This window comes from Mycetohabitans sp. B46, assembly GCF_037389205.1.
GTDB lineage: Bacteria > Pseudomonadota > Gammaproteobacteria > Burkholderiales > Burkholderiaceae > Mycetohabitans.
Map to the genome: position 1 here is coordinate 114,204 of NZ_JADBGL010000002.1, position 20,379 is coordinate 134,582.

The 20,379-nt window shown below is 60.2% G+C and carries 18 protein-coding genes, 1 tRNA gene and 4 pseudogenes; 6 read left to right on the forward strand and 17 right to left on the reverse strand.

Features of this window, described 5'->3' with window-relative positions:
- Window positions 1-101: 101 nt before the first annotated feature.
- From IHE30_RS15045 to IHE30_RS02435, 4 genes and pseudogenes are all read right to left on the reverse strand, one after another.
- Window positions 102-305, reverse strand: a pseudogene (locus tag IHE30_RS15045) (transposase domain-containing protein); the annotation flags it as partial.
- Window positions 306-461 carry a hypothetical protein gene (locus tag IHE30_RS15050; protein WP_443193580.1) on the reverse strand — a complete coding sequence of 52 codons (156 nt, stop codon included), beginning with the start codon at window positions 459-461 and terminating at the stop codon, window positions 306-308.
- Between the two features lie 184 nt (window positions 462-645).
- Window positions 646-759 (reverse strand): annotated as a pseudogene (gene tnpB, locus IHE30_RS15055) (IS66 family insertion sequence element accessory protein TnpB); the annotation flags it as partial.
- A gap of 300 nt (window positions 760-1,059) precedes the next feature.
- Window positions 1,060-2,222 (reverse strand): IS3 family transposase gene (locus IHE30_RS02435; RefSeq protein ID WP_337688979.1). Its coding sequence is split into 2 segments (ribosomal slippage): window positions 1,060-1,967 and window positions 1,967-2,222, totalling 1,164 coding nucleotides; the frame shifts between segments, so codons are not numbered across the junction.
- A gap of 437 nt (window positions 2,223-2,659) precedes the next feature.
- Between IHE30_RS02435 and IHE30_RS02440 the strand changes: the two genes are divergently transcribed.
- On the forward strand, window positions 2,660-3,055 hold the full coding sequence (locus tag IHE30_RS02440; protein ID WP_337688533.1) for a hypothetical protein: 396 nt from the start codon (window positions 2,660-2,662) through the stop codon (window positions 3,053-3,055).
- A gap of 548 nt (window positions 3,056-3,603) precedes the next feature.
- Here the strand turns inward: IHE30_RS02440 and IHE30_RS02445 are convergent.
- From IHE30_RS02445 to IHE30_RS02455, 3 genes and pseudogenes are all read right to left on the reverse strand, one after another.
- A pseudogene (locus IHE30_RS02445) lies at window positions 3,604-3,729 on the reverse strand (lysis system i-spanin subunit Rz); the annotation flags it as partial.
- 184 nt (window positions 3,730-3,913) lie between these two features.
- The gene (locus IHE30_RS02450) at window positions 3,914-4,225 is read right to left on the reverse strand and encodes a holin (RefSeq protein ID WP_337688535.1); all 312 of its coding nucleotides are present in this window, start codon (window positions 4,223-4,225) and stop codon (window positions 3,914-3,916) included.
- Window positions 4,225-4,599, reverse strand: coding sequence for a glycoside hydrolase family protein (locus tag IHE30_RS02455; protein ID WP_337688537.1), 375 nt, complete (start codon window positions 4,597-4,599; stop codon window positions 4,225-4,227). Before IHE30_RS02455 ends, IHE30_RS02450 begins: the two co-directional genes overlap by 1 nt.
- Window positions 4,600-4,722: 123 nt before the next feature.
- On the opposite strand from IHE30_RS02455, the gene IHE30_RS02460 reads away from it, so the two are divergent.
- Entirely contained in the window at window positions 4,723-5,229 is a 507-nt protein-coding gene (locus IHE30_RS02460) for a hypothetical protein (protein ID WP_337688539.1), read from the forward strand.
- Window positions 5,211-5,522 carry a tyrosine-type recombinase/integrase gene (locus tag IHE30_RS02465; protein WP_337688542.1) on the forward strand — a complete coding sequence of 104 codons (312 nt, stop codon included), beginning with the start codon at window positions 5,211-5,213 and terminating at the stop codon, window positions 5,520-5,522. The genes IHE30_RS02460 and IHE30_RS02465 overlap by 19 nt, the downstream gene beginning before the upstream one ends.
- Window positions 5,523-5,774: 252 nt before the next feature.
- On the opposite strand, the gene IHE30_RS02470 is transcribed toward IHE30_RS02465, so the two are convergent.
- The 6 genes and pseudogenes from IHE30_RS02470 to IHE30_RS02495 form a co-directional block, all read right to left on the reverse strand.
- A tRNA-Ile gene (locus tag IHE30_RS02470) sits at window positions 5,775-5,853 on the reverse strand.
- 29 nt (window positions 5,854-5,882) lie between these two features.
- Window positions 5,883-7,928 carry an RNA polymerase sigma factor RpoD gene (gene rpoD, locus IHE30_RS02475; RefSeq protein WP_337688544.1) on the reverse strand — a complete coding sequence of 682 codons (2,046 nt, stop codon included), beginning with the start codon at window positions 7,926-7,928 and terminating at the stop codon, window positions 5,883-5,885.
- A 414-nt stretch (window positions 7,929-8,342) separates the two neighbouring features.
- Window positions 8,343-10,250, reverse strand: a complete 1,908-nt coding sequence (gene dnaG, locus IHE30_RS02480) for a DNA primase (protein ID WP_337688546.1) — start codon at window positions 10,248-10,250, stop codon at window positions 8,343-8,345.
- 16 nt (window positions 10,251-10,266) lie between these two features.
- Window positions 10,267-10,716 carry a GatB/YqeY domain-containing protein gene (locus tag IHE30_RS02485; RefSeq protein ID WP_337688548.1) on the reverse strand — a complete coding sequence of 150 codons (450 nt, stop codon included), beginning with the start codon at window positions 10,714-10,716 and terminating at the stop codon, window positions 10,267-10,269.
- Window positions 10,717-10,933: 217 nt separating this feature from the next.
- Entirely contained in the window at window positions 10,934-11,146 is a 213-nt protein-coding gene (rpsU, locus tag IHE30_RS02490; RefSeq protein ID WP_013434742.1) for a 30S ribosomal protein S21, read from the reverse strand.
- A gap of 109 nt (window positions 11,147-11,255) precedes the next feature.
- Window positions 11,256-12,479, reverse strand: a pseudogene (locus IHE30_RS02495) (NAD(P)/FAD-dependent oxidoreductase); the annotation flags it as partial.
- A 139-nt stretch (window positions 12,480-12,618) separates the two neighbouring features.
- On the opposite strand from IHE30_RS02495, the gene tsaD reads away from it, so the two are divergent.
- Complete coding sequence (gene tsaD / locus IHE30_RS02500; RefSeq protein WP_337688550.1) at window positions 12,619-13,662, forward strand: tRNA (adenosine(37)-N6)-threonylcarbamoyltransferase complex transferase subunit TsaD; 1,044 nt, start codon at window positions 12,619-12,621, stop codon at window positions 13,660-13,662.
- Between the two features lie 199 nt (window positions 13,663-13,861).
- Here tsaD and folE2 read toward each other — a convergent pair whose 3' ends face one another.
- From folE2 to IHE30_RS02520, 4 genes are all read right to left on the reverse strand, one after another.
- Complete coding sequence (gene folE2, locus IHE30_RS02505; RefSeq protein WP_337688552.1) at window positions 13,862-14,671, reverse strand: GTP cyclohydrolase FolE2; 810 nt, start codon at window positions 14,669-14,671, stop codon at window positions 13,862-13,864.
- 135 nt (window positions 14,672-14,806) lie between these two features.
- Window positions 14,807-16,720, reverse strand: coding sequence for a 1-deoxy-D-xylulose-5-phosphate synthase (gene dxs, locus IHE30_RS02510; protein WP_337688553.1), 1,914 nt, complete (start codon window positions 16,718-16,720; stop codon window positions 14,807-14,809).
- 137 nt (window positions 16,721-16,857) lie between these two features.
- Window positions 16,858-17,748 (reverse strand): polyprenyl synthetase family protein, encoded by an 891-nt coding sequence (locus IHE30_RS02515; RefSeq protein WP_337688554.1) that lies wholly within the window; start codon window positions 17,746-17,748, stop codon window positions 16,858-16,860.
- Entirely contained in the window at window positions 17,745-18,017 is a 273-nt protein-coding gene (locus IHE30_RS02520) for an exodeoxyribonuclease VII small subunit (protein WP_443193592.1), read from the reverse strand. Before IHE30_RS02520 ends, IHE30_RS02515 begins: the two co-directional genes overlap by 4 nt.
- Window positions 18,018-18,278: 261 nt before the next feature.
- Here IHE30_RS02520 and IHE30_RS02525 point away from each other — a divergent pair, with 261 nt between their 5' ends.
- Together IHE30_RS02525 and IHE30_RS02530 are read left to right on the forward strand one after the other, a co-directional pair.
- Entirely contained in the window at window positions 18,279-19,385 is a 1,107-nt protein-coding gene (locus IHE30_RS02525) for an aromatic ring-hydroxylating oxygenase subunit alpha (protein WP_337688556.1), read from the forward strand.
- 120 nt (window positions 19,386-19,505) lie between these two features.
- Window positions 19,506-20,375 (forward strand): sulfurtransferase, encoded by an 870-nt coding sequence (locus tag IHE30_RS02530; protein WP_337688557.1) that lies wholly within the window; start codon window positions 19,506-19,508, stop codon window positions 20,373-20,375.
- Window positions 20,376-20,379: the final 4 nt, after the last annotated feature.

The following is a 20,379-nucleotide window of genomic DNA, read 5'->3' on the forward strand; positions in this document are numbered from 1 at the left end:
GTGGCCGCGCGAAATTGGACAGTCGGATAGATGAAACGCTCGGAGCCTGAGCCGGCGATAATGCCGGCAAAGGAATCTAGAAGATGACGATAGGTGCACGTATCGCGCGGCAGATGCTCGGGCAGTCGCTTGCGTAGCGGTGCTTTCGGCGAAGTGCACGCGGTCTTCGGAATCTGAACAGAAGTGGCTCCCTCGTTGGCCTGGAGATCTTCCAGAGGTAGCTCGAGTTGTTCGATTTGGTAATCCAATTTCTCCGATTTGCGGCCAAACTGCATGCGTCGCAACTTGACAATGAGCAGCTTTAGTTATTCGACTGCTGCTGCGCTCGAGGCCAATGCGGCTTGTTGCAAGTCAATCATCTCTTGCAGCTTGATCACTCGCGTGTCACGCTCGCGCAGCGCCGCTTCCTGCTCGAGCAGCATGGCCTTCAAAGCCTCAATGTCGCCAGGAAGTGAGCTCACGCGGGTCATGCCGGCAGTTCACGCGCCGGCGATAACGTTTACAGTGTCGAAATCGGTCGCGCCGTTTTCATCTGTTATCGCCAGTCAATGCCTCCAAACAGCATCGATAGTTACGTTGGGTTCAATCAAATGACGCCGCTGTGCGCTTGGGGCCAAATGAAGCGTCCCTTCTAGAATCGCCTCGTCAGCAATACATTCCATTCCCGCTCCACCATAGCACCTTGAGCAAGTCACCGCGCTTGCCGCGAAACACGAACACGTGCTCAAAGAATGGATCGCGCTCCAACACGGTTTTGCAAAGCTGTTGAAGCCAATTCTCCTATCCGTCATGCCGGCGGCCAACTACACGTACGTGCCTGCGAGCAGACCAATCACAATGCCGACCGTAGCGTTGCCAGCACTGTCCGGAATACGCTCAGGTCAAGCGGCCCATTGAAGCAAACCCGTACAGCCTTACATTCAACGATGAGACTTGGCGTCACTTGCGCCGGCACAAGCAGTTGTACAGGAATAAACATTTCAGTGGGCTGCGCATGCGTGGCCGCCAACTGACTGCACTCGTGTGCGTGACGCCAACGCGCGATTATGTTTGTAGTGGTCAACTGATTCCGGACACTGCATTAAGTTTTTCTTCCGCAACCGCCGGAGCCAGTGCGTCATTGAACTGATGAGGCCGTATCCAGTTGTACCGGTGCATCAGGTAATGACTGATATCCCGGTGCGCGTCCTGTGCCGACGTGTAACCCACTGGTGGCAGCCATTCTGTCTTAAAACTGCGCAACCACCTCTCCATCGGCGAATTGTCCCAACAATTTCCGCGACGGCTCACGCTCTGCTTTATCCGATAGCGCCACAGCCGCTGACGCAATTTCCGGCTGGCATACTGACCGCTCTGATCCGAGGGGAACAGCAATCCTTGCGCTCGGCCACGCTGCTCATAGGCCATTTCCAACGCCTGCACGACCCAGTCGGCATCCGGACGCGTCGAGAACGCCCAGCCAACAACCCGCCGCGTGAACAGCTCGAGCACCGCCGCCAGAGAATGCCAACGGCCTTGCGCCCAGACATACGTGATGTCGCCGCACCAGAGCTGATTAGGTGCATCAGCCTCGAACTGACGGTTGAGATGGTTCGGAATATCGATCCGCTCAACCGTCGCCTGCTTATACGCATGGCCACCAGGCTGCTTGCAGATCAGTCCCAGCTCCTCCATCAAGCGACTGACCTTGAAACGGCCAATCGCCGTGCCTGCCTTCCGCATCATGCCCATGAGGCTGCGGCTGCTGGCGGAACTGCGACTCTCTACGAATAGCTCGTGAACTCGGCTACGCAACGCCATGCGTTCGGCATCAACGTGTTTGGCACGCTCCCGGTACGCATACAGACAGGAGCGCGATACGCCGAATACCAAGCAGATCAGTTCGATCGATTCGCTCCCGCAGATCCGATCAATTACTTCGTACGTTCGATGCCCTCCGACATCAAGAGCGCGGTAGCCCTTTTTAAAATGGCCTTCTCACGTTCGAGGCGTTCTATACGCGCCTCGCGTTCTTTAATGCGTTGCTGATCCGGCGTGATCGCCTTGCCTTGCGGCGTGATGCCCTGACGTTCCTGCTGAAGCGGGCGCACCCAGCGACGCAGTACCGTCTCGCCAACGCCGACCGAGCGGCTCGCCTCCATATGGCTATAGCCCTGCTCGAGCACCAGACAGGCGGCTTGCTGTTTGAATTCCGGGGAAAACGTACGTCGCTGCTTCGTCATCAGAGACCTCTTCATGGCGAGCATTCTCGCCTAGATCAGTGTCCGGTTTCATTAGACCACTACAAACGGACCCAGAATGACGTGCGGCTCAAATATTGATGACGCAGTTTTCACTTGCATCCAGCCGTCTCCGATCGCACTGCACACATGTAGCGCTGGAGCGTGCAAAATTTGTCTATTTCACGCTAGTCGTCGGCAAAGATAGAGAAAACTTATCACACAATAGAGGCCACATGGGAGCGGTCCCCGCAGACACGCATGCACCCGTAACAGTGCCTTCACAATTGATTGGCGAAGCTGCGCCCTGCCGTTTCCTTACGGCGCGTTTCCATCACAGCTCACCTGCATCACTTGCAATTGTATTTAAAAATACCTATATTGTTTTATGGCCCTTTAGAATTGGGAATTAATAAACTTCTTTATGGAGTGAGATAACCATGCGCAAAACAATCAAACTTATTTTGATGCTTTCTTTCTCGCTTGTGGCATCGTCAGCTTGGGCCGATATCGGAGATGTTGATACTGAAGGATACTCCATGGTCATCCCCAATCAGACTAGCACAATACGGGTCCAAGACATTCAAGTGACAAACGTTGTGGAAGAAGGCGCTGGATGCCCTGAAAATGGTCGCCAAGCAAGGAATGCCAATGGGGCACCACTTTTTTGTCAATCCGGTGTGTGGAAGCCAGCACAATCTTATCAGGACACCACAATGCAAGTTCAAGACATTCAAGTGACAAACATCGTGGAAGAAGGCACCAAATGCCCTGAGAAAGGTCGCCAAGCAAGGGATGCCAACGGAGCGCCACTTTTTTGCCAATCTGGGGTATGAAAAACTGCATTGGCGGGCGCCAAGATACGCACCGTATTTAGCGAATTTGGAAACATAGTTAACTCCCATACTGGAAGTCCTGATGTCGGCCTTGCTACTTGCAATGCCGACGAAATCGTTATCGCTGGTGGCGGCAACTGCCAAAACGGAGGCATAGCATGGTTACATACGTCAGGGCCGCACGGCAATGGTTGGATGGCAAATTGTTACGCGGGTGACCACGGCGACAACCCCGCTCAGGCGATCGCTATTTGCTTGTCTATCCGGTAAATTACGGAAACACCCATTTTCACGCAAATGCAAAATGGGGTTTGCATGGCAAGTTTATTTCAAAACAAGCTGGATCGCCAATCACGTGACTAGTGGCTTAATATTAGAGCGGGCTTGCCAATCCAGTGCATGGGCTGGCAACGCCCGCAGCACAACCAAATGGTTGCTGTTAATAGCAGATTGGCGAAACGTTCAGGCCATGGTCGAGTACAAGGTCGCTTCTTGCCTCCGCTGTGTATCACGCGTAATGTTTGATCCATGACGGCAACAATATTTGCCTATTGGCAACTAATCGTCTGCGGCCGTACTGCACAAACGTAGCCTTGGAGCGCCCGAAGCTTGTCTATTTCTCGCTGGTCGTCGGCCGCGACGGCGAAAAGGCGCTCTGCAACCGCTGCATCTTTTCGGTTCTCCGATGCCTTACGCTCAGCGGCGAGTGCGGCATCGGATATGGCTTTCAACTCACGAGCGTGCCGCTCACGAACAGCTGCGGCTTCAGCATGCACTTGCGCAAACTGGGCGCGGTAATACAGCGACACGCTGACGCCAGCGAAAATGGCAGCTGTGGTAACAACTGCCACAATGGTTTTACTGAACATCCGAGCTTCCATCTCGCCCGGCCGGCATCCGTCCGACAAATTTTTGAACCACCGCCTCCAACGCATTTTGCCCAAGGATGCCAAACAGCGAAGCGATGCCCACTAGCCCGGTCGGCGACAAATCAGGGAACGCTGCCAAGACCGCACCTGCGCTCATCCACAACCCCGCACCGACAATGACACGGCCCACCACTAGTCGTGGCCTGACCCGCTCACCATCGGCAAGCAGCTTGCCCAGCCCGAGTATTGCGCCGATGACGGCCAACGCCAGTAGATTTTTTTCGTGTTCGTTCAACTGCATCATTCTTTCCCGGTACGCATCATGTTCGCCAGACGCTGTGCGCGAGCGCCCACTTGCGTGGCCCACTTCGAGGCGAGCATGCCGTTGGCCGCCGCTTCATAATCACCGTGCTGCATCGCAGCCAGCGTGTTCGCAAATGTGAGCAGTTTGCGGCCCATGTTGAAAGCCATATTGATGATGACGCACTGGCGTACCGCATCGAGACTACGCCACCATGGGAGGTGGCGATCGAGCCACATGGCCGAACGCATCACATCGTTCCCCAGTAGTAAGTTGCATTCGACCTCACTGATTCCAACATCAGTTAAATTTCTCCCGACTTTTTTCTTTAAAAAAATTAAAAAACTTTTCGATTGACAAGGCAGTTTTAGCATTAAATACCTCAATAATCTACAAAGCATAGCGCATAGTATGGTGGTCGGTTTTCAGGGACATACTATTATCTGGATACTAGCGGTACACCCCGGTGCGAGATTCCGCTGGGTTCAGACTATGCATTGGCAGTACAGAAGTGGTCTGAGCTGACTGTCAACTTACAACCACGGCATGCTGAGTTAATTACGTTTCGCTATGTGGCGGAGCGCTATCAGCGGGAGGTATTGCCGAAGAAAGGGTTGCGTACGCAGCAGGACAATTTGAAAGAACTGGCGAAGCTGTATGAGTTCTTTGATGCACCACCTGCGCCGCTAGACAACATTGAACCGATTCATATTCGTCAGTATCTCGACTGGCGGGTGCAAGATGCCATTGGACGTTTGCACGGGAAGGGGCGGGTCGCGAAGGGAAACGACGGGCAAGTCCGAGCGAATCGGGAAAAGGCGTTGTTTTCCCACATCTGGAATTTCGCACGCGAGCGCGGCTTGACGGCAAAACCCAACCCTTGTGCGGGGGTGCGCGGTCTTCGCGAGACGGGACGGGAACCTACGTCGATGATGAAACGTATCAAGCTGTTTGGATTGAGGCTGACGAGCCAACTCGCCATACGATGGAGCTGGCCTATCTGACCGGACAGCGGCCGGCGGATGTGCTTAAGCTGACATGGGCCGACGTGTGGGACGGCGCGGTCTGGCTGCGGCAGAATAAGACCAGCCAGCGCTTGCGAATTGCAGTCGAGGGGCAGCTTGCCGCGCTGATCGATCGATTAAAGGTGCGGCCCGAGAAGTGCGGGAAAGTGCAGCCGCTGGCACTTGTCTGTAATGAGCAGGGGGCGGCCCTGAGCGCAGTGGCCCTCAGGTTCCGATTCCAAAATGCACGCGAGGCTGCGATAAAAAAAGGCACGCAACCAAGAACGGCATGAACTAGTAGCTGCCATTCAGGCATTCCAGTTTCGGGATCTGCGCGCCAAGGCCGGCACCGATAAGGAAGAATCAGCGGGCATGGCGGCAGCCAAAGATCAACTTGGACATGCCAACGAACAGATGACCCGCCGGTATGTACGGCACCGAAAAGGCAAGCTGGTGACGCCCACCCGATAGCGCCAATTGCGGAACAGCACGCTATTTGCGGAACAAAACAAAGCGGCCCGCATCGCTGCGAGCCGCCTCCAATATGGTGGGCCTCCCGTGAGTCGAACACGGCACCAACGGATTATGAGTCCGCTGCTCTAACCAAGCATGAGCTAGAGGCCCGAATCAGTAATTATGCAGCAAAATGAAGCTCAGTTGCCTTCGAGAAACGATTTCAGCTTATCCGAGCGGCTCGGATGTCGCAATTTGCGCAATGCCTTCGCCTCAATCTGTCGGATCCGCTCACGCGTCACGTCGAACTGCTTACCGACTTCCTCGAGCGTATGGTCCGTGCTCATCTCGATGCCAAAGCGCATCCGCAATACCTTTGCTTCGCGCGGCGTCAACGAGTCCAGCACGTCCTTCACGACGTCTCGCATACTCGCGTGTAATGCCGCGTCGGCCGGCGCCACCGTATTGTTATCTTCGATGAAATCGCCCAGGTGAGAATCGTCGTCGTCGCCGATCGGTGTTTCCATCGAAATCGGTTCCTTCGCGATCTTCATGATCTTGCGGATCTTGTCCTCCGGCATCTCCATTTTTTCGGCGAGCGTGGCCGGATCCGGCTCGAGCCCCGTCTCCTGCAGGATTTGCCGTGAGATCCGGTTCATCTTGTTGATCGTCTCGATCATGTGGACCGGAATCCGAATCGTGCGCGCTTGATCGGCGATCGACCGCGTAATCGCTTGGCGGATCCACCACGTCGCATACGTGGAAAACTTATAGCCCCGCCGATATTCGAACTTGTCAACCGCTTTCATTAGGCCAATATTGCCCTCCTGGATCAAATCCAGGAATTGCAAGCCACGGTTCGTGTACTTCTTCGCAATCGAAATGACTAGCCGCAAGTTGGCCTCCGTCATTTCGCGCTTGGCCTGCCGCGCCTTGAGTTCGCCAGCCGCCATCTGACGGTTGGTTTCCTTCAAGTCCTTCAGCGGCAGCACGACGCGCGCCTGTAAATCGATCAGACGCTGCTGCTGTTCGCGGATCGCCGGGATATTGCGCTCGAGCACCGCGCTGTATGAATGCCCTTCGACGACGATCTGCTCGGCCCAGTCCAAGTTGGTCTCGTTGCCCGGGAAGCGCGCAATGAATTCCGCGCGCGGCATCCCGCATTTGTCGACGACGATATGCAAGATCTGGCGCTCCACTTGACGCACCTCGTCAACCTGCGCGCGCAACGTGTCGCACAGCCGCTCGACCGTGCGGGCGGTAAAGCGAATCGACATCAACTCGGCCTGGATCGCCTCTTGCGCCTTCAGATACGACTTGGACTTGTAGCCCTCCTTCTCGTACGCGCGACGCATTTTGTCGAACCACTCACCGATCAGCGCAAAGCGCTCCAGCGACGCACGCTTCAACGCCTCGAGCTGCGCGGCGCTGGCCGCGGCCGCTCCCGCACCTTCGTCCTCTTCTTCCTCTTCCTCGTCGCCTTCGTCGCCTTCGTCAGCTTCCGACTCGATCTCCTCCGCATCCGCCGCGCTAAAGCCGTCCGCATCCTCCGTGTTCGGATCGATCAGGCCGTCGACCAGTTCGTCCACTCGGATTTCGTCGTTGGCGACCCGCTCGGCCATCGCAAGGATGTCCGCAATCGTCGTCGGGCACGCCGAGATCGCTTGGACCATGTGCTTCAGGCCGTCTTCGATACGCTTGGCGATCTCGATCTCACCTTCCCGTGTCAACAGCTCGACGGTGCCCATCTCGCGCATGTACATGCGCACCGGGTCGGTCGTGCGGCCGAATTCAGAGTCCACCGTCGACAACGCGACCTCAGCCTCCTCTTCGACTTCATCGTCGGATGACACCGACGGCGCGTTGTCGTTGAGCAGCAGCGTTTCCGCATCGGGTGCCTGTTCATAGACCGCCACGCCCATGTCGTTGAACGTGCTGATGATGCTCTCGATCGCCTCGGTTTCCGCGAAATTGTCTGGTAGGTGATCGTTGATTTCAGCATACGTCAGGAAGCCGCGCTCCTTGCCCAGCTTGATCAGCGCGCGCAGCTTCGAGCGGCGCTCTTCCAGCTCCTCGGCAGTACCCGGCTGCTGAGACGCGAACGCATCCTTCAGCAGCGCCTTTTCCTTGGCCCTGCGATCGCGCGCCTTGATCTTCTCGCCCTTTACCGGCGGGGTCGAGCCGGCCGACTCATCGATTTGGCCCGCTTCATCGTCAACTGGTACTTCGTTCAGCTTTTTCGTCATGGATGTCGCCATTACGGCTCTGGTCTCGACTTGCGGCTCTTCGACGGCCGCCGCTTCAACCGTGGATACTCTCTCAGTGCGGCTAATCCGGCTGTTACTCGGTCGCCACGACCTTCCGACTTGCCCGCCTCGGGAACGCCTCGGCCGCGCGCATCGCAGGCCTGCTCGGCGGACTTCGCCGTCGCGCAAGATCGCCTCGTCGCTTCCCGCTGGACGGATCGCGCGATGTTCGCCGACACGCCGCATGGGGAATGGGCCGGTTTCGCCGCAGGCCGAGCCGTCTTTACCGCCACTGACCTGCGCTTTCGAGCCGATCTAGCCCCTTTTCCACCTACGGTCTTTGCTATGGCGATCCCGCTCTAGCTCGCCCCCCGGAAACAACCCCGCTGAAAACCTTCAATTATAGCACGGCGGTCAAGCTCCTCCGGTAAGCGCCAACGCCATAGCCCGACGCTTCAGTTCAGCACGCCGCTGCGACAACTCGGCAAACTCCCTGGCCTGCTCCCCTTCCAATTTTGGCTGCCGAGACAGGATTTCAAGTCGTTCGCAGCAAGCGTCGTAGCGCATCTTCGCGACCACCGCCCTGACTTCGTCAGCTGCGATGCGCTCCTGCTCATCGCGCCGCTGCACGCTGTCGTCGTCCGGCGACGCATGCAGCAAATCGCGTACGTTTTCATCATAGACCAGAATTTCCCGGAAGATTTCCTCATACGTCGGCGCATTCGGAGAATTAAGCAGTAGGTCCTTCAACAGCCGATATTCGGCCGCGTCTCCCAGTTGCCGTGCGTGCGCGATCGTCTCGGCAAACAAGGCCCCCTGCCGGGCAAGCGTGGCCAGCGTGTCGCAATCCTGCACATCGAGCATCGCGACGATGCGCGGATACATGATCACGTTGCGTAGTGCCCGATGCTCGTGGCCGGTAACGCGACGGCGATCGGCACGTGCCGGCGCACCGCGCACCGCGGGCGCGGTGCGCGAGCCAATTTCGCAGAATTGCGCCACTTCTTCAACGGGCGTCGACAGCCGGTCCGCCAGCATGTGCAGGATTTGAGCCCTCAGCGCGTTGGGCGGCAGTGCCTGCAGCAGTGGCTTGGCGTCATACAGCGCCTTGGCCCGCCCTTCCGGTTGATCGATCTCCTTGTCCGTCAGCACCTCGTTGAGCAAGAACTGCGACAGTGGCATTGCCCGCCCGATCTGGTCTGCGAAGGCCTGGGCGCCGTGCTCGCGGATATAGCTGTCCGGATCGTGCTCCGCGGGCAGGAACAGGAAACGGATGGTGCGATTGTCCGCCGCATGTGGCAGGCATGCGTCCAACGCTCGCCGCGCGGCGCGCCGCCCCGCCGCGTCACCGTCGAAGCTGAAGATCACCGTGTCAGTCTGCCGCATCAGTTTTTGGACATGCACCGGCGTGCACGCGGTGCCCAGCGTCGCCACCGCATTCGGAAAACCTAGCTGCGCCAGTGCAACGACGTCCATATAACCTTCCACGACCAGCACGAACCCCTTCTCGCGGATCGCAAGACGCGCCTCGAACAGGCCGTACAACTCAGTTCCCTTGTTAAATAGCGGCGTTTCCGGCGAATTTAAATACTTCGGCTCGCCGCCGCCATCGAGCACGCGTGCGCCAAAGCCGATCACCTGTCCGCGCACATTGCGAATCGGGAACATGATGCGCTGGCGAAAGCGGTCGTAGCGCCTCGCTTCGCTGTTGCTCGACGCCTTGTCACTGACAATCACCAGGCCTGCGTCGAGCAACGCGTCGTCGCGATAGTCCGCGAATGCCGCCTCAAGGTTTTGCCAGCCATCCGGCGCATAGCCCAATCCAAAGCGCAGCGCAATCTCGCCGGTCAAGCCCCGTCTCTTCAGGTACTGGATCGCGTCCGGTGCGCCCCGCAACTGCTTGCGATAGTAGCCGGCCGCGACCTGCATGATGTCAACGAGCGCGCGCGCCGTGCCGGCATTAGCAGGCGGCGAATCGGTGCCGCTTCCCGATCCGGGCGGGCTTCCACCACCATATGCACCTGGTGCAGGTTCATGTGGAACGGTAAGTCCAACGGACTGCGCCAGCTCACCGACAGCCTCAGGAAACGTCAAGCCGGCATGCTCCATCAGGAAACCGATCGCGGTGCCATGCGCGCCGCAGCCGAAGCAATGGTAGAACTGCTTGGTCGGACTAACGGTGAACGAGGGACTTTTTTCGTTGTGGAACGGGCACAGCCCACTGAAGTTTGCCCCGCCCTTTTTCAACTGCACGTACCGCCCCACCACGTCGACAATATCGACGCGGTTTAGCAGGTCTTGCAGGAATGAGTGCGGAATCACGGTCGCCCAAGCAAGACTACTTCGTCGACAAGGCCGCCTTCACTTGCGCGGAAACCGCCGTCATGTCGGCACGGCCCGCGAGCCTGCCCTTGAGCAACGCCATAACCTTGCCCATGTCTTGGGGACCGGCCGCGCCCGCTTGCGCAATCGCGTCCTGCACCTGCGCGGCGACCTCGACGTCGGACAGCTGGGCGGGCATGTACTGCTGCAGCACCACCAGCTCTGCCGACTCCTTCGCGACCAGATCCTCACGGCCGGCGGACTGAAACTGCGAAATCGAATCCTTGCGCTGCTTGATCAGCTTATCGACGACCGTCACAATCGCCGTGTCGTCCAGCGTCGTGCGCTCGTCCACCTCACGCTGCTTGAGCGCAGCCAGCAACAAGCGGATAGTCGCGAGCCGCTCGCTGTCACGGGCGCGCATCGCGGCCTTCATGTCATCATTGATACGATCTTTCAAGCTCATGCGTATTGCCGTTAACGGCCCAGGTTCGCCTATAGAACTTTGGCATGCGCGATAAACCAACGTTTAACACAAAAACCCGCTTGGGACACCATCCACAAGCGGGTCTGCGCAGCAACGTGGCCCCATCAGCGCCTGCCACAGCAGCATCCCTGCACGCGCGGTGCAGGTTTGCGGGGTGACCGCGCCAACTCGACTGCCGCGTCGGCGCAATACTGGATCAGTAAAGCTTTTTCGGCAGCATCTGGCTGCGCAAACGCTTAAAATGGCGCTTGACCGCCGCTGCCTTTTTCCGCTTGCGCTCCGCGGTCGGCTTCTCATAAAACTCGCGCGCACGCAACTCGGTCAACAACCCGTTCTTTTCGATCGTGCGTTTGAAGCGGCGCATCGCAACTTCAAAAGGCTCGTTTTCTTTAACGCGAATCGTCGTCATGTCCAGTCGAGGTATGAAAAAGGGACGCATCCCACCAACACACACCAAAGGTGTGGAAGTATAGCAGATGTGCGTGCACGCAATGCCGAACTTCAGCACCTGGCTAGCGCTACGCAACAGCGGCGGAGGCAGCCCGCCCCGCCGCGACACCGGATGACCACGCCCACTGGAAATTGTACCCACCCAGCCATCCGGTCACGTCCACCGCCTCGCCGATGAAGTACAAGCCCGGCAATCGCTTGCTCATCATCGTAGTCGACGATAGTTCACGGGTGTCGACGCCACCGCGCGTGACCTCGGCCTTGCGAAAGCCTTCGGTGCCATCCGGCGTCAACGTCCATTGCTGGAGCCCGTTGGCCAGTCGATGTAGTGCCTTGTCGGCAATATCGGCCAGCCGCACCTGGGGCGGGAGGCCGTGCTGGATCGCCCAGCACTGCGCCAGCCGCGCCGGCATCCATTCAGCGAGCTGGTTCGCCAATTGCCGACGCGACGCGGCTTTTGCGTCAAGCAGTGCGGCGGCCCCATCAAACGACGGCAATAGGTCGATCAACACAGCATGCCCCGGGTTCCAATAGCTGGAGATCTGCAAAATACCGGGGCCGGACAGTCCGCGATGCGTAAACAGCAAGTCCTCGACGAACTCGGCGCGCCGCTTGTCGCTGCCTATCGATACGCGTGCCGTCATCGATATTCCGGCCAGCGCCGCATACGGTGCCCAATGTGCGGCGGCGAAGGTCAGCGGCACCAGCGCCGGACGCGGCTCGACAAGCTTATGACCAAAGCGTTTGGCGAGCCTGTACGCGAAGTCGCTCGCCCCGATCTTTGGGATCGACAGCCCGCCCGTTGCCACCACAAGCGCGCGCACGCGCAGCGCGCCAGCATGCGTGTTCACCACGAACCCCATCGTATCGACGGCCACGTCCGCCACCGGCAATGGATGGCGCCACGTGACGCCACCGGCGCTGCATTCGCGCTTGAGCACGTCAATAATCGTCTCGCTCGAATCGTCGCAAAAAAGTTGCCCCTTGTGCTTTTCATGCCATCGAACACGATGGGTGCGCAACAGTGCCAAAAAATCCTGCGGTGTATAGCGGGCGAGCGCGGAGCGGCAAAACGACGGGTTCTCGGACAAGTAGTGGGTCCAGTCCGCCTGCAGGTTCGTGAAATTGCACCGCCCGCCGCCGGAAATCCGGATTTTCTCGGCAACGCGCGGCGCGTGATCGATCAGCACGACACGCCGCCCAAGCTGGCCGGCCACGGCCGCACACATCATGCCGGCGGCGCCGGCGCCAATCACGGCGATATCGAAGTGTTCCATGGCACGCATTCTACCGGCTTGCCAGCCACGTCGGCGGTCGCACTGCTATACTGGCTAATTGCGTTGCTGGCGTCACGTGCCGCGCTGGCCATCTGGCAAGCCGGTGGCGCAAACGAGGCCACATCCGGCTCGATCACCCTTTTGTCCGATTCTCATGCTCGTCCTCGGTATCGAAAGCTCATGTGATGAAACCGGGCTCGCGCTGTACGACAGCCGGCGCGGGCTGCTAGCACACGCACTGCATTCGCAAATCGCCATGCACCGCGACTATGGCGGCGTAGTGCCAGAACTCGCATCACGTGACCATATCCGGCGTGCGCTACCGCTGCTCGAACAGGTGTTACAGCAGGCCGGGAGGGCGCGCACCTCAATCGATGCGATTGCATTCACGCAGGGGCCGGGGCTCGCCGGGGCGCTGCTCGTCGGAGCTAGCATCGCGAATGCGTTAGGGCTGGCGCTCGGCAAGCCGGTCATCGGCATTCACCATCTCGAGGGACACCTGCTGTCGCCGTTGCTCGCGCAAAGGCCACCGCCGTTCCCATTCGTTGCGCTGCTGGTCTCCGGCGGCCATACGCAGCTGATGCGGGTGGCCGAGGTCGGCGACTACCAGACGCTCGGCGAAACACTGGACGATGCAGCCGGTGAAGCGTTCGACAAGACCGCAAAATTGCTCGGACTGAACTATCCTGGGGGCCCGGAAGTTTCGCGGCTGGCCGAGTTCGGCACGCCTGGCGCCGTCGAATTGCCCCGCCCGATGCTGCATTCGGGCGACCTGGATTTCAGCTTCAGTGGACTGAAGACAGCGGTTCTCACGCACCTGAGCCGAATCGGCTCGAACGCTTGCGAGCAGGCAAAAGCCGATTTGGCACGCGGCTTTGTTGATGCCGCGGTCGAAGTACTGGTCGCGAAGGCGGTTGCCGCCCTCAAGCGCACAGGCTTGAAGCGGCTCGTCGTGGCCGGCGGGGTCGGCGCAAACCGCCAGCTGCGTGAAGCGCTGTGTGCCGCTGCCGCCAAGCACAGCTTCGACGTGTACTATCCCGACCTCGCGCTCTGCACCGATAATGGTGCGATGATCGCGCTCGCGGGTGCGCTACGCCTGCAACGCAATCCCGCGGCGGCCAATACGTTGTATGCGTTCACTGTCAAGCCGCGCTGGGATTTAAGTGCTATCGGCGATCCGGGGCAACAACCCGCATAGCAACTCAACTCGGCCACCGCCGACGTTACACCGCAGCAGCCACCGGCATAGCCTTTAATCACCTTTAGTACAGGGACCGAGGTGCAGAGCGTCCGCTGTAGACGCGTGAGCCTTCGTCCAGCGATGTACGACACATTTGTGGCGCGTGCGCACCAGCGACGCACCCTGCACCGCTCGGCACACATGCCGGGCAAGCGGGCTAGTCCGAGCGCCGCTTGTCGTGCTCGATTAGCGCGTACGCACTGTGGTTATGGATCGATTCAAAATTCTCGGCTTCGAGCACATAGGCGACGATCCGCGGATCAGCATTGAGCCGCTGCGCGACATCGCGCACCAAGTCCTCGACGAACTTCGGGTTATCGTACGCCCGCTCAGTGACAAACTTCTCGTCGGGACGCTTCAACAGCCCCCACAACTCACACGATGCCTCTTCCTCGGCCATCCGCACCAGGTCTTCAACCGGCACGTCGTCAGCCAATTCGGCGGCAATCGTCACATGTGAACGCTGATTGTGCGCGCCGTATTGAGAGATCTTTTTCGAGCACGGGCACAGGCTAGTCACCGGCACCAACACCTTGGTAAACAGGCGTGTAGTACCGTCGCGTGCGTCGGCGCTGAGCGTCACTTCATAGTCAAGCAGGCTTGGCACGCCGGATACAGGCGCCGTTTTCCGGATGAAATAGGGAAATGTGACTTCGATGCGACCCGCCGTGGCTTCGAGCTTCTCGAGCATGGTCGCCAGCATGGCGCGGAAATGAGCGATGTCCAGCGGCGTCTGCGCTTGGTCCAGCAGCGCGATGAAGCGCGACATGTGCGTGCCCTTCTGCTCGGCGGGAAGGAGCACGTTGAGATTCCAGGATCCCACTGTCGGCTGCACATCGCCTTGCGCAGTCCTCACCGTCAGCGGATGGCGGACCGCTCTGATGCCGACCCGCTGGATCGGGATCTGCCGGGTATCTGGTGTGCTCTGCACATCAGGCATCACAAAAGCGGGATTCATCTGGTTCATTGGCATTCCTTGACACCGGCGCACGCCTCGGTTCACGGCAGCGTCGGGGCGCCAGCACGGGCAGCCCAGCCAGACGGCCCGTGCCGCTCGCGCAGATTCTAAATGAGAAACAGCAACGGCCGTTGCGGGCGAGGCTTATGCGACGAGCTGGGTCGTTTTCGCATTGCCATCGTGCTTTTGCCGTTCTACGGTTGACAGGCGCTCGCGGATCGCGCTGGCCATTCCCGCCGCATCCAAACCGCATGCGGCAAGCAGCTTCGTCGGATCGCCATGATCGATGAAACGGTCGGGAAGCCCTAATTGTAATACCGGTCGGGTTATCCCCGCCGCCTGTAGGGACTCGATGCACGCCGAGCCGGCACCGCCCATCACGCAACCTTCCTCGACGGTCACCAGCAACTCATGCGTGTCGGCGAGCTGCCGCACAAGCGCCTCGTCCAGCGGCTTCACGAAGCGCATGTTTGCCACCGTCGCGTCAAACTCCTGCGCCGCCGTCAAGCTCGGCGCCAGCATCGAGCCGAACGCCAGAATCGCCACCCGGTGGCCAGCCGGCGCATGCGACTGCCGCCGGATCTCCCCCTTGCCCACCGGCACCCCGCTCAGCCGCTTCTGCGTGGCCACCCCCGGCCCCGCGCCTCGCGCATAGCGCACCGCGCTTGGCCCGTCGATCTGCAATCCCGTGTGCAGCATCTGCCGGCATTCGTTCTCGTCGGCCGGCGCCATCACTACCATGTTCGGAATGCAGCGCAGGTACGCCATGTCGTAGGCACCCGCATGCGTGGCCCCGTCCGCGCCTACCAGCCCCGCGCGATCCAGCGCGAACACCACCGGCAGGTTCTGCAGTGCCACGTCGTGGATCAGCTGGTCGTAACCACGTTGCAGGAACGTCGAGTAGATCGCCACCACCGGCTTCAACCCTTCGGCCGCCAGCCCGCCGGCAAAGGTCACCGCGTGCTGCTCGGCAATACCCACGTCGAAATAGCGTTGCGGGAAGCGCTGCTCGAACTCGACCAGCCCCGAGCCCTCGCGCATCGCCGGCGTGATGCCCACCACCCGCGGGTCCAGTTCCGCCGCATCGCACAGCCATTCGCCGAAGACCTGCGTGTACGTCTTCTTCGACGACGCAGCCGGCTTGATCCCTTCAGCCGGATTGAACTTGCCCGGGCCGTGGTACAGCACCGGATCGGCCTCGGCGAGCTTGTAGCCCTGACCCTTCTTCGTCACCACGTGCAGGAACTGCGGACCACGCAAGCCCCGGATGTTCTGCAGCGTTGGGATCAGCGCATCGAGGTCGTGCCCATCGATCGGGCCGATGTAGTTGAAGCCAAACTCCTCGAACAGCGTCGCCGGCGTGACCATGCCCTTCGCATGCTCCTCGAGCTTACGCGCCAGCTCCAGCATCGGCGGTGCGTGGCGCAGCACCCGCTCGACGCCTTTTTTCGCGGTCGCATAGAACTTGCCCGACATTAGCCGCGCAAGGTACCGGTTCAGTGCGCCGACCGGCGGCGAAATCGACATGTCGTTGTCGTTCAGGATCACCAGCAACGGGATGTCCTCACACACGCCGGCGTTGTTCAGCGCCTCGAATGCCTCGCCGGCAGTCATCGCCCCATCGCCGATCACCGCGATCGCATACCGGTCTTCGCCCTTGAGCTGGCTTGCCACCGCCATGCCCAGCGCCGCCGAGATCGACGTGCTCGAATGGGCGGTGCCAAATGTGTCGTACTCCGATTCGCAACGGCGCGGAAAGCCCGAGATGCCGCCAAGCTGGCGCAGCGTGCTCATCTGGTCCCGCCGCCCAGTCAGGATCTTGTGCGGATAGGTCTGGTGGCCGACGTCCCAGACAATCCGGTCCGCCGGCGTGTCGAACACGTAATGCAGTGCAATCGTCAGCTCAACCGTGCCGAGGTTCGATGACAGGTGGCCGCCCGTCTGCGATACGCTGTCGAGCACGAAGGCACGCAACTCATCGGCCAGTGGCTGCAACTGCCGGCGTTCTAGGCGCCGCAGAGCGGCGGGGTCATCGATGGTTTTCAGCAAGTCGTACATCGTCGTTCCATTCCAGACAATCCTGCGGCGCATGCGCCGACGCGCCTGGCCAATGTATCCTCGCGCTGCACGTCACCGGCCGCCAGGCGGGTTACCGCTACGATCGCGGGCGCCACGCCCGCCGCCGACGCGTCAGCTCAATTCATGCGCTCCACCACTAGGTCAGCGATTTGCGCAAGCCGCAGCCCACGCTCGCCCAGCGGCGCGAGCGCCGCATGCGCGTCGCGACGCAGCTGTGCCGCAAGCTCTCGCGACGCCTGCAGCCCGATGATCGACACGTAGGTCGGTTTGTCATGGGCCGCATCCTTACCGGCTGTCTTGCCAAGCGTGGCCGAATCGGCCGTTACGTCCAGAATGTCGTCGACCACCTGGAACGCCAGGCCCACCGCCTTCGCATACGCATCGAGCCCGGCCTCGATGTCGGCCGACAGCCCGTCACCGCACAGCGCGCCCATCTTGACCGCCGCGCGCAGCAGCGCGCCGGTCTTCATCCGATGCATCGTCTCCAACTGCGTCCGCGACAATCGCGTGCCCACGCTCGCCAGGTCGATCGCCTGCCCGCCCGCCATACCGAGCGAGCCGCTTGCGCAAGCGAGTTCACGCATCAACGCGGCCTGACGGTGTACCTCAAGCGCGTCCGAGGCAAGCGCGATGAACGCCTGCGATTGCAGCGCGTCGCCGACGAGCAATCCTGTTGCCTCATCATACTGCACGTGCACCGTCGGCTTGCCGCGACGCATGTCATCGTCGTCCATCGACGGCAAATCGTCGTGAACCAGCGAGTACACGTGAATCAACTCAAGGGCGCAAGCCGCCGCGTCAAGGCGCTGGCCAGGCGCGCCCAGCGCCTGGCCTGCTGCGTGGCACAACATCGGGCGCACACGCTTGCCGCCGCCCAGCACCGCATAGCGCATTGCCTGATGCAGCCGCATCGGCTCGACATCCGCCGGCGGCAGCACGGCCGAGAGTGCCACCTCGGTTCGCGCCAGCACGTCACGTACCCATTCGTTGAATGCCGTGACGCTCATGCACCTTCTCCATCGTCAATCGCTGGATCGATGGGCTTGAGCGTCTCGCCATCGAGTACGCGAACCTGTTGCTCGACTTTCTCGAGCTGCTGTTGGCAATACGCAACAAGGGCTGCGCCGCGACGATATGCCGCAAGCGACGCTTCGAGGCTCAACGCGCCCCCTTCCATTCGCTCAACCAGAGACTCGAGTTCGCCGAGTGCTGTTTCGTAATTGTCCGGCAATGGGGCATCTGCCCCGCCAGGGGCTTGGGAAGCGGTATTGGGCATCATGCACATGTGTTCTCGCAAGTCGCCTATTTTACGGCAAACGCCGTCTGGCCGGCAGCGAATGCGACCTCGGCGTGCTGCGCGCCGCATACACCGAGCCAAAAAATAGACTCCGATGACCGGATTCGTATCATAAATGTGATCCGGATCAAAGATTTAGATACCCCCCTTTGCCCGGAGTGAGTATAATCTCTGGTTCCCCTAAATCGATTTTTCGATGGTTGGGTTGTTCACTGCTTTCACGTCTGCACGGGAGTGGGAATGTCCAATCTGAGCAATGCTCTGCAGCTTAAGTTTATTCACAGCCAGCTGCCTGTTTCAGCTTATTTCGACGAAGCGCTCCTTGCACGCGAGCTCGACGTCCTGTTCAAACGCGGTCCACGCTACATCGGCCATGAGTTGATGGTGCCGGAAGCGGGGGACTATTTCGCGCTGCCTGCAGAGAATGAAGGCCGCATACTGGTGCGCAATCCACACGGTCGTATCGAACTGCTATCAAACGTATGCCGGCACCGGCAGGCCGTCATGCTCAACGGTCGCGGGCATGTCGAGAATATCGTCTGCCCGCTGCACCGCTGGACATACGACTTGAGCGGCGAGTTGCTCGGCGCGCCGCACTTTCCGGATAATCCGTGCTTGAACCTGGGCGCTACGCCACTGCAGTCCTGGCACGGCATGCTGTTCGAGCACAACGGCCGGGACGTCGCACGCGATCTCGCGCGCCTGGGCCCGGCAAGCCAATTCGACTTTTCCGGGTACCTGTACGACCACACCGAAATCCACGAGTGCAACTACAACTGGAAGACGTTCATCGAGGTCTATCTTGAGGACTATCACGTCGCCCCTTTCCATCCTGGACTCGGTAGTTTCGTCTCGTGTGATGATCTGCAATGGGAATTCGGCGACTGGTACAGCGTGCAGACAGTTGGTGTACACAGCGCACTCGCGAATCCGGGTACGCCAACATATCGCAAGTGGCATGACCAGTTGCTGAAGTTCCGCAACGGCGCGCCACCGGATTTCGGTGCGATCTGGATGGTGTACTACCCGAACGTGATGATCGAATGGTATCCGCACGTGCTCGTCATATCGTATTTGATTCCGCGTGGCGTGCAGCGCACGACGAACATCGTCGAGTTCTACTATCCAGAGGAAGTGGCGCTGTTCGAGCGCGAGATGGTGGAAGCCGAGCGCGCGGCCTATCTGGAGACCGCCGTCGAGGACGACGAGATCGCCGAGCGAATGGATGCCGGACGCCGCGCGCTGCTTGCCCGCGGCGAATCCCAGATGGGTCCGTACCAAAGCCCGATGGAAGACGGCATGCAGCATTTCCACGAATTCCTGCGCCGCGAGCTCGGCACGATTTAACACGTGCCTGCGGTCAGTCGAAAGCCGGGCTAGGGTCCGGCTTTTTTGTTTAGACTAGGACTAGTTCGCCCAGGTCGATATCTAGGGCGATGTCATGACCGCCTCGCCAGGAGATTCGCCATGCCACAGCATCGCTACACCACGCTGATTTCCGCCGGGAATCTGGCTACCCGGCTCGCCACACCCGGCGTGACCACGCTCATCTTCGACTGCCGTTTCGATCTGGCCGATACGTCGGCCGGCGCGGCCGCGTATGATGCTGCGCACATCCCGGGAGCACAGTACCTGGATATCGACCGCGACCTGTCCGGACCGAAGACCGGCACCAACGGGCGCCATCCGTTGCCTGAGCGCGACACGCTCGCACGCCGGCTCGCGCAGCGGGGCTTGAGCCGCGACGTACAGGTGGTCGCCTACGACGCGCAAGGCGGCATGTTCGCCGCACGGCTGTGGTGGCTGCTGCGCTGGTTGGGCCACGAGGAGGTGGCGTTGCTCGATGGCGGGCTGCAGGCGTGGCAAGCCGCCGGGCAGCCGTTGGACAACGCGGTACCGGCCATTCCTCCGGGCACGTTCACGCCGTCGCAGCCATTGTCGATCAGTATCGACGTCCATGGCGTGCAGCAGCAGATAAGCACGAACGCGTGCCGGATGCTCGATGCCCGGTCGCCGGACCGCTACCGCGGCGAGAACGAGACGATTGACCCGGTCGCCGGCCACATCCCAGGCGCCCGCCATCGCTTCTTCAAAGACAACCTCGCCGCCGACGGCCGCTTCAAGCCCGCCCACACGTTGCGCAACGAAATGCGCGCGGTGCTCGGTGATACCGCACCGGAGCGCACGATTCTGTACTGCGGCTCCGGCGTTACCGCATGCCACAATGCGCTTGCGATGGAAATCGCCGGATTGCACGGCGCAGCACTGTACGCCGGATCCTGGAGCGAATGGGTGGCGGACCCGGCCAGGCCTGTTGCCACCGGCGCGCAACCCTGACTGA

What these genes read in the sequence shown, in the direction of transcription:
- dxs (WP_337688553.1), bottom strand. Translation starts at nt 16,720, where the DNA reads ATGTACGACTTGCTGAAAACCATCGATGACCCCGCCGCTCTGCGGCGC.
- IHE30_RS02520 (WP_443193592.1), bottom strand. Translation starts at nt 18,017, where the DNA reads ATGCCCAATACCGCTTCCCAAGCCCCTGGCGGGGCAGATGCCCCATTG.
- IHE30_RS02440 (WP_337688533.1), top strand. Translation starts at nt 2,660, where the DNA reads ATGCGCAAAACAATCAAACTTATTTTGATGCTTTCTTTCTCGCTTGTG.
- folE2 (WP_337688552.1), bottom strand. Translation starts at nt 14,671, where the DNA reads ATGAACCAGATGAATCCCGCTTTTGTGATGCCTGATGTGCAGAGCACA.
- IHE30_RS02465 (WP_337688542.1), top strand. Translation starts at nt 5,211, where the DNA reads ATGGAGCTGGCCTATCTGACCGGACAGCGGCCGGCGGATGTGCTTAAG.
- rpoD (WP_337688544.1), bottom strand. Translation starts at nt 7,928, where the DNA reads ATGACGAAAAAGCTGAACGAAGTACCAGTTGACGATGAAGCGGGCCAA.
- IHE30_RS02525 (WP_337688556.1), top strand. Translation starts at nt 18,279, where the DNA reads ATGTCCAATCTGAGCAATGCTCTGCAGCTTAAGTTTATTCACAGCCAG.
- tsaD (WP_337688550.1), top strand. Translation starts at nt 12,619, where the DNA reads ATGCTCGTCCTCGGTATCGAAAGCTCATGTGATGAAACCGGGCTCGCG.
- IHE30_RS02515 (WP_337688554.1), bottom strand. Translation starts at nt 17,748, where the DNA reads ATGAGCGTCACGGCATTCAACGAATGGGTACGTGACGTGCTGGCGCGA.
- IHE30_RS02450 (WP_337688535.1), bottom strand. Translation starts at nt 4,225, where the DNA reads ATGCAGTTGAACGAACACGAAAAAAATCTACTGGCGTTGGCCGTCATC.
- IHE30_RS02455 (WP_337688537.1), bottom strand. Translation starts at nt 4,599, where the DNA reads ATGCTAAAACTGCCTTGTCAATCGAAAAGTTTTTTAATTTTTTTAAAG.
- IHE30_RS02530 (WP_337688557.1), top strand. Translation starts at nt 19,506, where the DNA reads ATGCCACAGCATCGCTACACCACGCTGATTTCCGCCGGGAATCTGGCT.
- rpsU (WP_013434742.1), bottom strand. Translation starts at nt 11,146, where the DNA reads ATGACGACGATTCGCGTTAAAGAAAACGAGCCTTTTGAAGTTGCGATG.
- IHE30_RS02485 (WP_337688548.1), bottom strand. Translation starts at nt 10,716, where the DNA reads ATGAGCTTGAAAGATCGTATCAATGATGACATGAAGGCCGCGATGCGC.